Raw genomic sequence first — 13341 nt, forward strand, 5'->3', positions numbered from 1 at the left:
ATCACCACTCCTTGATAAATTGGTTTACAACTTGCTGCGTAACCTTCCATTCCTCACATTTTTCTCGGTAATAGGCGAGACCCAACGAGGTAATCCGGTAATACGTACGCCGCTTGCCAAGACTCTCATCCAGATAAAAGGATTCTATATACCCGTTTTTCTCCAGTCGGGTGAAGGCAGAATATAACGTTGTCTCTTTCATGACATATTTCTCCTGCGTTAACTGCCTGATATTTTTGGAAATCTCGTACCCGTAAGATTCCCCGTCCAGCAGCATGTAGAGGATCATCGTATCATTGTAGCCGCGTATAACATCACTGCTGATCAAGAATATCCCCCCATGATTACTTCATCTGTCGTAGTAGTTGCAGTATAACATAATTACTACGACAGATGAAGTAGTTAATGGAAAAATAGGCCAAAATAATTTGAGGACCGAACCTTCTTTGATTAAATCCAATTGCTTTCTGCGCATGACGTAGCTTCCAATACGGAGTTACGTGTACGAAGGTTCATGCCAGTAGTATTTGCGGGGACGATGGTGTTTACTAGTAGGTTGTTTGCGAGGACGGGGGTGTTTACTAGTAGGCTATTTGCGTAGACTTAGATAATTACTAGTAGGCTATTTGCGAGGGCGAGGGTGTTTACCTCCCCTTACTTTGGCGGACGAGGTACTATCGGACTCAGTTGACCTTATTCGTAGAACTTCCCCACTTTTCTGATCCTATCGGACCTCAATGCACCTATTGGCGCACAAATCACCATATTTAGAACCCTTTCTAGGGAATAGCTGCACTGGAGTCCGAAACTGCGCTGGAACTGCGAAAAATATGCTAATAACGTCATTGGGGTCCGTTAGCCAGCCTTGCTTGCCTAAATTTTTGTTGAAGCAACCAACGCTGGTTTTTTGTCCTTTTTATTGAACCTTAATACAATAAGGTTGACTGCAAGAACATAAGTGTTTACCTCGCCTTACTTTGACGAACGAGGTACAATCGGACTCAGTTGACCTTATTCGCAGAAATCCCCCACTTTTCTGATCCTATGGGACCTCAATGCACCTATTGGCGCACAAAACATCATATTTAGAACTCTTTCTAGGGAATAGCTGCACTGGAGTCCGAAACTACGCTGGAACTGCGAAAAACATACTAATAGCGTCATTGGGGTCCGTACCACAGTGGACGATTATGAGTCGGCGATGTGATTTAGATGTCGATTGGTAATTTTGTTGATGTTGTTGTTGTAGATGTTGATGATGTTGGTAATGTTGATGGTGATGGTGATGGTGACGTTGATGTTGACGTTGACGTTGATGGTGATGGTGATGGTGACGTTGATGGTGACGTTGACGTTGATGGTGACGTTGATGTTGATGTTGTTGTTGGTGTTGGTGATGTTGGTGATGTTAGTGATGTTGATGTAAATTCAAGCGAACGGAGTCAAAGTCAGCAAGTCAAAACACAAAACAGCGGTTCTCCCATATTGGGGAGAACCGCTGTTTTGTTGTTTTTTTATAATTAAAATAGTTAATCATTGCTAAGGAATACACCAGCTTGAATACGTTGACCCATTAATGTCGCGTACGGAGCATGCGTCCAACAAAATAAAGCATTTGTTTACGTGTGAAAAAACGTGACATTTGAGCTGAAATATAGTTTGTAAATCCTGGGACAGCAAACACTTTTTTAGCTTGAAGCGAACGAATAGCCACTTGAACCACATTTTCTGGAGTATCTCGTTTCCCGACCGAAGCTTCATCGGCTCCTACAACATTAAAAAATTCTGTTTCCGTAGACCCCGGACATAACGCAAGAAATTGTACGCCCCGTTTCCGATTTTCCTCCCATAGCGCTTGTGTAAATGATAATACAAAAGCTTTTGTCGCTCCATATACAGCCATATTAGGAAGAGGTTGAAATGCTGCTGTTGATGCAACGTTTATAATCACTCCGCTTTTTCTTTTTAACATCTCTGGCAAAAACAAATGGGTCAGATCTACAACCGCCAATACATTTAGCATCACTTCTTCATGTTGTCTCGAACCAGATAGTTGTTCAAAAAGCCCATGCGTAGCAAAACCTGCATTATTAATAAGAATATCAACGTTCAAGCCACGTTCTACACATTGTTGATAGAGCCTGTCAGGGGAACCTTCTTGAGATAAATCAGCAACTAGAACCTCCGCTTGAATTTGAAATTCTCGTTGTAATTTTCCCGCTAAAGCAATCAATTTATCTTCAGAACGGGCGACTAAAATTAAGTGACTTCCTTTGGCTGCAAGTTCTCGAGCAAACGCTTCACCTATACCCGAAGAAGCTCCGGTAATCAACGCCCATTTATTTTGAATTGTAATCATTGCTATCATCTCTCCCTTTAATGACCATCTAGAAACACCGTTTCAATAAGAATCATTGTATCCAAGTGAGGTTTCGTTGTCAAATAAAGTTCTACACATTTAATTATTGGCTATTTCTCTTCTACATCAGTAAAATAAGGTTTAGAAATAACAGCTATCTAAAAAAAGCTAAAGTAAAGTTCTAAGGAAGTGAAACTACATGCAAAAATCGTCCGAAATATCTTCTATAGATGCTCAATCTGTTACAACCTACCCAAAAGCAAAACAACAGCATGCGGAAACATTAAGACTGAACATTATCGAAGCCGCTGCGGCCATCATGCATGAATCCGGACCCGAAGGTGTAACTATTCGCAAGGTTGCTGAAAAAATGGAATGTCCCACAAAGATCATTTATAACTTGTTTGGAAACAAGGAAGGTTTAGCAAAGGAGCTTTTTTTGCAAGGGTGTAAATTATTAGCTGCTGCCTTTCAAGCGGTTCCAAAACAAGATAATCTAAATTTATATCTTCGCGAGCTTGGACAAGCTTATTGGGATTTCTCACGGAATCATACCAGCTATTATATGGTTATGTTCGGAGGGGCCTTTAGTGAATTCAAACCGGAGGAGGAAAGCTTACATGCTATCTTTACGGCACTACAACAAGTGATAGCCCTTATTACAGAAGCGATCGAACAAGGGTTTATTAATGAGAAAGACCCTCTCCTTGTTGTTAACCTGGTATGGGCGTCATTGCATGGCGTCATTCATCTGCATTTGGGTGGACATATTCAAAATGAGGAAACTGCTAAAATATTGTATGATAGATCGGTCTCTAATTTAATTCATACCTTCTTTAAAAAAGATAAGTAATTCTAAAAAGCCTCTTTGCAAGTCCCTCCTCAACAAATTTAAGCCGTAATCTTGGGATATCCTTTGATCACGGCTTTTTCAACATAATAAAAAACACAAAAAAACGGCATTTCTGCCGTTTCTTCATCTCTAATTATGTCCGGCGCATATATGCACGCACAGTAATAGGTGCAAAAATCGCAACAATCACAGCGGCTCCGATAAGTGAGATAGCGAAATCCCAGCCTACGGTTCCAGAGTTAGCAAGCTGCCGGACAGCTGACACAAGATGCGAGATTGGATTTACTTTGACAAACCATTGCAGCCAGTTAGGCATCGTATCTACAGGCACGAAGGCGTTGGATAGAAAAGTGAGTGGGAACAGCACAATCATTGATATCCCTTGTACGCTGGAAGCGGTTCGGGCAATCACACCAAAGAAAGCGAAAATCCAGCTAATCGACCAGGAGCAGACGATAACCAAAAGCGCAGCAATTGCGACATGCTCCAGACCGCCATCAGGTCGGTAACCCATAATATAGCCCATGACAAAAGTAAGCACAGTTGCGATCGTATATCGAATTGTATCTGCCAACAAAGCTCCGGCTAATGGGGCTATTCGGGCAATCGGCAATGACTTAAAGCGGTCAAACACCCCTTTATCCATGTCTTCCCGCAGTTGGACCCCAGTGACGATGGAGGTCGTGATTACAGTCTGCACTAGAATACCAGGAATAATAACGGGCAAATAGCTCACTACATCTCCTGATATGGCTCCACCAAAAATATAAGTAAACATTAGTGTGAAAATAATTGGCTGCAGCGTTACGTCGAACAATTGCTCGGGTGTGCGACGGATTTTCAATATCCCGCGATAAGCCATCGTTAACGAGTTACGAACAGATTGTTTGAAGCTCGTATGGTTTTTCAATTGTCGGGTCGCACCTGGACTAATAGTAGAAGTTCTCATACTCATGCTCTTGCTGCCTCCTTATTAATTGATTCTTGTGACGCTTGGGACGCCTCATCCGTAACTCCATGGCCAGTGATCGTCAAAAACACTTCATCAAGCGTCGGTTTCTGCACACTCATCTCCGCAAGTGGAATCCCCGCTTCGCGGAGTGCAATAAGCAAATCAGTGACTAAATCAGCGTTCGCCATCGGTGCAGTAATTTTCCCAGCCTCATTCGGCACAATAGACTGGATATGCAGCACATGTTCCACAATCCGGCGCGCTTGAGCGATATCTTTAAGATTTTGGACTTTTAAGTGCAGCGAGGTGGTGCCCACTGAAGCTTTTAGCTCATCCACGGTGCCTTCTGCAACGACATGGCCATGATCAATAACTGCAATGCGATCGGCCAGCTGATCGGCTTCTTCAAGATACTGTGTAGTTAACAGCACTGTTGATCCTGTGTTCACCAACCGACGAATGGTATCCCACATTTGCGAACGTGTCCGTGGGTCCAGGCCTGTTGTTGGTTCATCCAAAAAGATAAGCGGAGGCTGGGCAATCAGACTCGCTGCAAGATCCAGACGTCGGCGCATACCGCCAGAGAAATTTCGAAGTGGCCGTTTCGCCGCCTCCGTCAGACCAAACTCTTCTAACAACTCCGCTGCCTTTTGCCGCGCCTCTACCCGCCCTAACCCTAAAAGACGTGAAAAGATAATCAGATTCTCTGTAGCACTAAGTGACTCATCCACAGAAGCATATTGTCCCGTAACCCCTATCAATTGCCGAACAATCTGCGACTCCTTTACCACATCATGCCCGAAGATTCGCGCCGACCCCACATCCGGACGAAGTAACGTAGCCAGCATCCGAATTACCGTCGTCTTTCCAGCCCCATTGGGACCAAGAACACCGTAAATTGTGCCTGCCTTAACGTTTAGATTTACTTCATCAACTGCGCGATTGTCACCAAACGTTTTGACGAGCCCACGCGCTTCGACGGCCCAATCTCCAGGGTTGGGCTCAATTATTTTTTTGCGTTCATTTACCATTACAATTCCTCCAACGTTTTAGTTTGTATTGTGATGGTAACTCCCTTTTATAAACTGAATTTAAACAACACAAAAAACCGGGGAGCGCGATCTCACGCCTCCCGGTTTATTACTTCTCCTCTGAGTCAGCCTCAACATATTCTTTAAGCGCAAACAATTTATTAGCCCAATAACCTTCAAAAAAGGCAAGCCAATCTTGCAGCTCCAGCAAAGGTTCTGGCTGAAGCTTATACCGGGTCTCCCGTCCGACTTTCTGACTGCTAACAAGCTGCGCATCGGACAATACCTGTAAATGCTTATTAACAGCGGTTCGGCTGATCGGGTAACAATCCGTAATAGATGCTATAGACATTTCCTTATTAGCGAGCAGCTTTAGCAGACTGCGGCGGGTAGGATCTGCTATCGCCTGAAATACATCATGTCCTGCTTCAGCAACCGGCATATTAAGCCTCGATATAAGCAGGAAGTTTTTCTTGGACGATTTTTTCCCAGCCGCTGTTCATAAAGCCGCGTACGATTGGATGTGGTTGTCCAAATTCAGTAACTTTTTCAGGGTCCCATCCAGAATGAATCAAGGTAAATTCAGTTTTCCCTTCGATTTCTTTCAGTTCAAAAGCAAGATGCCAATCCTTCCCCCAATTAAAACCAACACGATTCGGAGGATCAACTTCGGTTACTTTACAAGGAGAATCTCCGAATTGTCCAGCATGCAGGATGAATTCATGCCCAACAACAGGCTCGAATGTACTAGGCATCCACCAGGCTGCCATTCCTTCTGCCGTGGCAACAGCTTTCCAAACCTTTTCTATTGGCGCATCTAGTAAAATCGTTTGACGAATTTCTTGCAAGGGTTCTTGAGTTTGCATAATAAATAACCTCCAGCATTCAATTAATATAACACCTTTTGGGTTCACTTTTGATTATAACACCTATAGGTGTTATGTCAATTTACAGAATTCCCTAATTCTCCGTTCGTTATTCAACGTCTCAATCCCTCTAAAAAAGCCCCTCCCTCGGTCATCCCGAAGAAAGGGCCTTCCTATTTCATCAGCTCTATGATCAGTTTCTTGGCTTGACAGTTACTGTGATTTTCTCACTAGATGTCTCGCCTGATGCATTGACTAATACTGCGTAATATTCATATACACCTGGTGCTTTATCTTTAAGTTTCGTAACTGTCATCTGAGCCGCAGGGGTAGCCGTGTTTAGTGTCTGGGTGTCGATCACTTCTCCATTCTCATACAAACGGTACTCAGTACCATTGGTTCCCCACCACATATTCATCATAACGTCATAAGTTCCATCCCCGCTCCAGTTGTCGTGGGATACTATAGGCTTACCCGGTGTTGCATCGGTAACAGTAAGGATAAGCGGATCGCATATCGTCGAGCCGAAGCTGTTGACCAGCTCGCAAGTGTACGTGTAGGTTCCATTTGTTTTGCCCACAATATCCGTACTCAATGTCTGCGCATTCGGTGAGCTGTCTGTCAGCATCTGGGTACTGATCAGCACATCGTTTTCATAGAGCTTAAATTCGGTACCGTTGTTCCCCCACCAAAGATTCATCGTGACGGCATAGTTGCCATCTCGAAGCCCGGTGTCATACCCATTATTGTCAGACAACACTGGCTTTCCAGGGGCTCCACCAGCAAGCGGAGTTGTAATCTGGAGCCATTGTGACCAACGGACTAGAACCTCTGCCTGCTCAGAAGTGAACACCTGATTGCTCTGGAAGTTCACTTCACTATTAAAAGCTTCCAGCAAGCTGTGAACTCCTGCGCCAGCATGCTGCTCAGCTTTTTCTTTTGCGTTAGCCAGCTGCTGCTTAAGTGATTTGATTACGTTTTCTAAATCTGGAGCACCCGTCTCAGCTGCAAAAGTTTCGGTTAATGCCGACAAGCTGTCAAATGTCGCATATACACTAAACGAATGCTCTGCCAACCCGACATTGCCCGCCGCATCCTCGGCTTTCGCAGTTACACTATGAGTTCCTGGTTCCAGCGTATACGCCTTTACATCTGCGAGCGTTGAATCACATGGCGAATAAGTGATGCCTGATACAGTATCAGCTGCATTACAGGTGATGTTTAATGTCTGCTCTATGGTATAGGAAACCTCTCCGTTAATTACCACCTGTGGTGCGGTTCGATCAATCTTCACCACAGCAACCTTTTGCGGCTGTTCCACATTACCTTCCCGGTCAACGCTCCAATAAACTAACTTATGTGTTCCTTCATGGGACAAAATAACTGAATTCCCGGTTTGCTGCTCGCCATCGTTTACTGTGAAATAGGTTACCGCAACACCAGAGCCCGCATCTGTAGCTGTGAAGGTTACCAACGTATCCTTGTTAGTCCAACCTTGTGGCGCATCATCCATTGTCACCGGAGCTGTATGATCTGCCCCTTTTACTACACCATAAAAGCGTAATTCTGCCATGTTTCCAAACCAATTACTACTATTATAGATCCGGATATAACGATAGGCTTCTGCATTACTAATACTTAAGGTCTGCCAATCCATCGTTTTTCCTGCAGGAGAGGAGATTGTCGTCCAGCTTGTATTATCATTCGAACCCTGAACCACAGTCCCATTGATTCGTGTAAAATAATTATCTTGCCTGGAAAGCACCTCTGCCTTGGACAGCTGAACCCTATTCCCTTCTTTAAAATCAAACGTTATAAATCCTCCATATCCACTGCCATTTACCCGAAAATCCGTAATTGAGCCTGCATTTCCATCGAATAATGATCCCGCAACATTTCTGAGATCAGTGGATGTTCTCCCACTGGAATCACTTAAATTAGTAATCGCAAGCACATTACTAATCAACTCGGTCTCATCGGGAATGTACAGAGATGAACCATCTGTAGTTGATGTTTTTTCCGGCCCCTCGATTCCCTCCTTTGTCTTGTATTTAATACTAAAGTTCACAGGTCCAGGTTGTACGTTATTGCCCATCACCGCTTCAGCCGTCCAATTGATCTTATCGACAGTAGCAATGGTTGCGACTTGACCCTGAATATTGACATTCACTTGGTTTATTGCATCGCTTGCTTTAAAAGACAATTTCACCGTGTTCCCAGACACAATTCGTTTCTGGATACTTTGGTCGGAGCTAATGGACACCGCATCAAGCTTTGAATTGATTTTAACATCACCATACAAACGTAGTTCAGCCATGTTTCCATACCAGTTGTTTCCATTGGTGATGCGGATATAACGATAGGGTTCTGTGCTGTTAATCGTCAACGTCTGCCATTCCGGCGTATTCCAGGCTGCATTAGAGATCGTAGTCCACGTCACATTGTCGTTGGAGCCTTGCACCACTGTTCCATTAATTCTGCCCGCATAATTATCTTGCCTTCCGATTACTTCTACCCTAGACAGCAATGCCTGGCCACCTTCTTTAAAGTCAAAGGTTAGATAGGCACCATAACCACTGCCATTTAAACGAAAATCCGTGATAGAACCTAAATGATTATCAAATAAAACTTTTGCTGTTGCCAAAAGATCAGCCGGATTCCTTCCACTGGAATCGATTAGATTTGCTATCTCAAGCACATTAGCGACAAGCCCTGTCTGATCTGCAATGAATAAAGTAGAACCATCTGTTGTAAAAATAGTCTCTACAGCATCCTCTCCAGCTGCCGTTTTATAATTGATCTTAAATTTCACAGTACCTGATGGAACATTTTCATTCACCACAAGCTTAGCTGTCCAGTTGATATTGTCCACAGAACTGACTGCAACAGGTTGACCCTGTATATTGGCCGTGACATTATGGATCATTTCTGTAGACTTAAAGGATAATTGAATCGTATCCCCTGGAATAATCCGATTTTTTAAGCTTTGATCTGAGTGAATGGACACGGACTCTAATTGATTTACTGTCTCATACCGCTGGCCAAAGATTCTAAATTCAGCAATTTCCAGCATAGTACTCGAAGGCTTTATCATTTCCATTTTCAAAAATCGGAATTTTTCATGCTCCAGGCCTGCTTGAACCTCTAGTCTCTGCATCTCTTCAGTAACTGTTGTCAAACCGGGAGTTAAGCGGGTCCAATTTTCTTTGTCATTCGATCCGAACATTGCAACGCCGCCAATTCTCTCCGGAAAACTAGCTCTTACCTGAAGCTCAAAGCTTTCTGCTGATATTTGAAAATCCGGTCCTAAATCCATGTAATGCGCCCGATCCTGCGCTGTATAATACCCCACAAAACTATCATTTGTGTTGTCCAGCAGGTTCGGGACTGCATTACCAAAGGTTGAGCTGACAAACATATTCGTAAAATTAACACTTCCATCTTTCATTAAAGGCGTCAATTCTTTAAGACTTTGCACTGCAAGATTCAGGTCAAATAACTTCTGATAGAAGACCTCGTCAGTGACATTAGTAATTACATCCATTACCTCAGCATGCACTTGCTTATAGTGAGCTAACGTTGCCGAAATGTAAGGCACATCAGCATGATAAGGAGAAATGACGGCGTTGACGGCAGATTGCCGATCATTCGCTACTACAACAGTAACATCCTTGGTTGTAACCGAAGTTCCGTCTGAGGCACTCACTACAAAGGAATACGTTCCCGCATGTGCTCCAGACCAAGAGAACACACCTGAAGTTTCATTGAACAGTGCGCCCTCAGGTAATTGATCCGCTTGATAGGCAACAACATCCGTTGCACCTGCGTCTGTCGCAGAGAAATCAAATTGAATTGCCGCTGTAGAACCCTCATAGGTAAATAAAGATACCGGTGCCTTCCCTGATGTAAATACTGGAGGGGTAAGCTGTGCCCCAGCTTTTAAATTAATATGGTCAATATCGACTGTTGTCCCATTTCCTTTCACATTAAAATAGACAAGATCGCTGAAGCCTTGGAACTCATTGAACGCATACTGAATATACCTCCATTGCCCCTTTGTATCAGGCAGCGTAACGGTATCGCCAAACACCTCCATGGTTGCTATGCCAGTAGTCCGAATCTTAAAAGCAATGGTTCGTTCGCCGCTGCTTGCACCCACATAAGCAATTTTACTGCCCTCATCTGTTGCGGTAATCTCAACGTAAGTAGTGTCTCCTTCTTGTTTTGTGGTGGAGTGACTATCAAGCTTCGTATACCGGTCTTCTAGTTCTCTCAAATCTGGATTCGTTATCCCCTTCGGCAGATTGAGCGTACCCTCGCCCTCTGCTTCTTTAGGGATGTACAGCCAATAATCCCCGCCTCCATCCGGAGACTCCCAATAGAAAGGCAATCGCTTAGTAAACATCTCGCTAAAGTAAGGAGCTTCAACCTCCATATTTATTCCAGCTGAATATTTATAATAATAATAAAGGTCATAGACATTACCGCCAATTCTCCCCCTGTAACCGCCAGCCAAGTGTTTATAGATAATCGTTGGATTTCCATTTACATCTGTATGTGCCGCCACTGGAATCCATGGTGTATCATAGCCAATCATATACTGCGCAAAGTAGTCGGCAGCTTTTAAAATCCGTTGATCTAGAAACTCATACGGACCCACCGCATTTGGCGTATTAGAAACAGTCCCCTCTACCGGATCTACCTTTGTTTCCTGAGCCAATAATAAACGTGATAAAATCTCTACATTCGTTATATCCCCAGCGCCATGCGCCTGATCTCTGCCCATTTCAACATGCTGAACTACGGGAGGATTAACTTTTTCCCCTGTTACAATATTTGTATCAACCCATCTGAATAATGCTTTTATCGCGCCATTTTGCCCCTGATCGACAGCGGTTTTATTGACGGTAAACCATTCAACTCCCTCATTGTACCTATCTTTATTTCCTGTAAAAATATAACCTGACATAGCTCCAAGCAGCGGATAAAGATGCTGGTTCATAAAACGATCATTGGTGTGTTGGAACGTTTCAATAACCGGATTAATAAGATTATTCGTAAAATCAGCGACATCTTGTTCCGTCCATTTCAGCTCTTCAGTTGGAGTACTTGTGTACCTTAAGATTTCCGCCGCAGTAACCATTCGATTAAGCGGAATCCCTGTATGAATATGTGCATCATTAAAATACACGTATTTCTCAGGGTCCATCTGTGACCAAATCCGGATAATATGCATGGCATTAGCTCTGTAAACCTCATCACCCGATATTACATACAATAGAGCTTGTGTGTAAGCCTTCAACCCATCTGCTATAAATCTTGAATTAAAGCCTTGGCTATTAAAAGCATCGCTCGCTGGTTTCAACGGATCCGCACCACTCTGATTGTTGGAAGTGACCGTTCTTGAAGCTGCCGGAGAGAGAAGCATCTGATTATAATAAGTGATCCAAGGTTCTTTTTGCGCCCGTACCTGTGTCCTAATATTCTCAAGAATATCCTTAGTCAGGCCAACACCCGGATGTTTGAATCCGCTTTCATCTATAACCTCATTAATGGCAGGTTGGTAATCCGTAATTATCGACAGCTCTGTCGATTCTACTGCGGCTCCTTCTGCTGATAAAGGCACTAGCGTTACCAACAAACTTAAGGAAACTGTGATCCTAAAAATACGTTTAAGCGATTTTCCAAAGAGTAGCCCTCTAAGTGAATTCATTGTTCTCCTCCATTCATTTACATCCTCTGATTTAATGCAAATAAATACCGCTGACAAATTCATTCACTACAAAATGTTTGTTATTCAGGTCGACAATAACCTCTCCATTAATCTGGAGATTATAAAAATAAATGTCCTTCACACCTCTTTCCTCGTCATAGCCGAATATACGGGAAGGATGGGTATTCTTCCCATTGTAGTGGATATCGCTAAATTCAATATTTTCGATACAGCGTCCTGGCACCGGATTATAGGTTTTATTCCACACCACGCGGACATCAAACAGCTGACCTAGTTCGAAATCCTCCACCCGGATATTTTTGAAAGTAACCTTACGAATGGTATTGTTGTCCCCTGCACAAATTGCCATAACGCCCCAATAATTTTCCTGCGGCTCGTGATGTTCAAGCACATCGATATTTTCGAACCAAATATTTTCTATAAAATCGCCATTATGTTGGTGATCACCATGAATACCGACATGTATGGCATGAGCGACGTCCGCCCAGAGTATGGAATCTTTAACCGTGATATGGCGTGTGTCTCCATAATACTCTCCACGACTGCCGTAAATGGCAATGCAATCATCAGAAGTTCTCAAGAACACATCTTTAATATCCACATTTGAGCTAGCCATCATATCAATTCCATCACACCAGCCGCGTGTACTAAAAGCTTTGAAGTTATGAATGCGAATATGCTTAGACGCTCCGATACATATACTGTAATGCGGAGGATCAAGCGTGATGATCCCTTCGATCTCAATCTGTTCAGAATGCTGGATTTGAACGCCTCTTAAATAAGTCGTTTTCTCCATATCCGCCAAGTACAGAACACCTCTGCCACGAACAACAACATTCTCAGCATGGTCAATCATTATGGATCCGCAAAGGATCGCGCCTCCGGCAATATAAACGGTGGTCCCAGAAGGGATATGCAGCATTGGATTCTCGAATTGATGATAGCCGGGCATAAAATATATCGTCTGACGCTCCCCGTTAGCCCTTTCTGACAAACGCTGAACTTGTTCTGCGATAGCCGCAAATTGATGTATTCCTGGTTGGACAAGCACTACATTATCATCGTCATGTCTAGGAGGGGCTGTCTCCAAGGGGTTGGCAAAAAGATGCAAGTTACTAAAACGTTCTCCATTGATTTCAATGGAAAGCTTACACGGGTGCTCCAATGTGAACAAAAGGGTATTCTCTTCGATTTGAAAGGAGATTTGGGATGCCAAAGGGCGAATAACCGCTTGTTCAATCTGTTGTTTTTTACAATGAACAGAGACCTCCACCGTGCCATCCATATCAAAATAAACCATCGATGTCGACCGAACCTGATGCATATCCACCTTTGCTTCAAAAACAAACAGAGATTGCCATACCCCACCAGGCTCTCTTACGCTTACTGTAAAATCGTCTTTCCCCAGGGCTTCATTCGGCTGCTCATAAATAATTAATTCGCTCATTTCTACCTCCGTTATCTTAGAATCAACTCTCTTAAGGGTTTAATAAATAGGCTGGAGCAAGCTTTTGCTCCAGCCTATCATCCAGTACTAATCAGCGGG

General features: G+C 43.5%; 10 protein-coding genes. 2 read left to right on the top strand and 8 right to left on the bottom strand.

What is annotated here, in order from left to right; translation table 11 throughout:
* Nucleotide 1 precedes the first annotated feature (1 nt).
* On the bottom strand, nucleotides 2-328 hold the full coding sequence (locus NSQ66_RS17605) for a PadR family transcriptional regulator (protein ID WP_036688249.1): 327 nt from the start codon (nucleotides 326-328) through the stop codon (nucleotides 2-4).
* 884 nt (nucleotides 329-1212) lie between these two features.
* Here NSQ66_RS17605 and NSQ66_RS17610 point away from each other — a divergent pair.
* Nucleotides 1213-1524: a hypothetical protein gene (locus NSQ66_RS17610; RefSeq protein WP_141118564.1), complete on the top strand. Its 312-nt coding sequence runs from the start codon at nucleotides 1213-1215 to the stop codon at nucleotides 1522-1524.
* A 49-nt stretch (nucleotides 1525-1573) separates the two neighbouring features.
* Here the strand turns inward: NSQ66_RS17610 and NSQ66_RS17615 are convergent, their stop codons facing one another.
* The gene (locus NSQ66_RS17615; RefSeq protein WP_038571784.1) at nucleotides 1574-2359 is read right to left on the bottom strand and encodes an SDR family oxidoreductase; all 786 of its coding nucleotides are present in this window, start codon (nucleotides 2357-2359) and stop codon (nucleotides 1574-1576) included.
* 199 nt (nucleotides 2360-2558) lie between these two features.
* On the opposite strand from NSQ66_RS17615, the gene NSQ66_RS17620 reads away from it, so the two are divergent.
* Complete coding sequence (locus NSQ66_RS17620; protein WP_036688255.1) at nucleotides 2559-3212, top strand: TetR/AcrR family transcriptional regulator; 654 nt, start codon at nucleotides 2559-2561, stop codon at nucleotides 3210-3212.
* Nucleotides 3213-3345: 133 nt separating this feature from the next.
* On the opposite strand, the gene NSQ66_RS17625 is transcribed toward NSQ66_RS17620, so the two are convergent.
* From NSQ66_RS17625 to NSQ66_RS17650, 6 genes are all read right to left on the bottom strand, one after another.
* Complete coding sequence (locus NSQ66_RS17625; RefSeq protein WP_036689061.1) at nucleotides 3346-4161, bottom strand: ABC transporter permease; 816 nt, start codon at nucleotides 4159-4161, stop codon at nucleotides 3346-3348.
* 2 nt (nucleotides 4162-4163) lie between these two features.
* The gene (locus NSQ66_RS17630; protein WP_076141897.1) at nucleotides 4164-5195 is read right to left on the bottom strand and encodes an ATP-binding cassette domain-containing protein; all 1032 of its coding nucleotides are present in this window, start codon (nucleotides 5193-5195) and stop codon (nucleotides 4164-4166) included.
* Nucleotides 5196-5304: 109 nt separating this feature from the next.
* Nucleotides 5305-5637 (bottom strand): metalloregulator ArsR/SmtB family transcription factor, encoded by a 333-nt coding sequence (locus tag NSQ66_RS17635; protein WP_036688259.1) that lies wholly within the window; start codon nucleotides 5635-5637, stop codon nucleotides 5305-5307.
* Nucleotide 5638: 1 nt separating this feature from the next.
* Nucleotides 5639-6061 carry an SRPBCC domain-containing protein gene (locus NSQ66_RS17640; RefSeq protein ID WP_036688260.1) on the bottom strand — a complete coding sequence of 141 codons (423 nt, stop codon included), beginning with the start codon at nucleotides 6059-6061 and terminating at the stop codon, nucleotides 5639-5641.
* A 193-nt stretch (nucleotides 6062-6254) separates the two neighbouring features.
* On the bottom strand, nucleotides 6255-11774 hold the full coding sequence (locus NSQ66_RS17645) for a discoidin domain-containing protein (RefSeq protein WP_076141896.1): 5520 nt from the start codon (nucleotides 11772-11774) through the stop codon (nucleotides 6255-6257).
* Between the two features lie 31 nt (nucleotides 11775-11805).
* Nucleotides 11806-13242 (bottom strand): glycosyl hydrolase family 28 protein, encoded by a 1437-nt coding sequence (locus NSQ66_RS17650; RefSeq protein WP_076141895.1) that lies wholly within the window; start codon nucleotides 13240-13242, stop codon nucleotides 11806-11808.
* Nucleotides 13243-13341 lie beyond the last annotated feature (99 nt).

Source organism: Paenibacillus sp. FSL H3-0329 (assembly GCF_037963285.1).
In the GTDB taxonomy this organism is placed as follows: domain Bacteria; phylum Bacillota; class Bacilli; order Paenibacillales; family Paenibacillaceae; genus Paenibacillus_AQ; species Paenibacillus_AQ odorifer.

Bases quoted from the DNA above. Each gene is read 5' to 3' on its own strand.
- NSQ66_RS17625 (WP_036689061.1), bottom strand. From the start codon at position 4,161: ATGAGAACTTCTACTATTAGTCCAGGTGCGACCCGACAATTGAAAAAC.
- NSQ66_RS17635 (WP_036688259.1), bottom strand. From the start codon at position 5,637: ATGCCGGTTGCTGAAGCAGGACATGATGTATTTCAGGCGATAGCAGAT.
- NSQ66_RS17610 (WP_141118564.1), top strand. From the start codon at position 1,213: ATGTCGATTGGTAATTTTGTTGATGTTGTTGTTGTAGATGTTGATGAT.
- NSQ66_RS17620 (WP_036688255.1), top strand. From the start codon at position 2,559: ATGCAAAAATCGTCCGAAATATCTTCTATAGATGCTCAATCTGTTACA.
- NSQ66_RS17650 (WP_076141895.1), bottom strand. From the start codon at position 13,242: ATGAGCGAATTAATTATTTATGAGCAGCCGAATGAAGCCCTGGGGAAA.
- NSQ66_RS17640 (WP_036688260.1), bottom strand. From the start codon at position 6,061: ATGCAAACTCAAGAACCCTTGCAAGAAATTCGTCAAACGATTTTACTA.
- NSQ66_RS17630 (WP_076141897.1), bottom strand. From the start codon at position 5,195: ATGGTAAATGAACGCAAAAAAATAATTGAGCCCAACCCTGGAGATTGG.
- NSQ66_RS17645 (WP_076141896.1), bottom strand. From the start codon at position 11,774: ATGAATTCACTTAGAGGGCTACTCTTTGGAAAATCGCTTAAACGTATT.
- NSQ66_RS17615 (WP_038571784.1), bottom strand. From the start codon at position 2,359: ATGATTACAATTCAAAATAAATGGGCGTTGATTACCGGAGCTTCTTCG.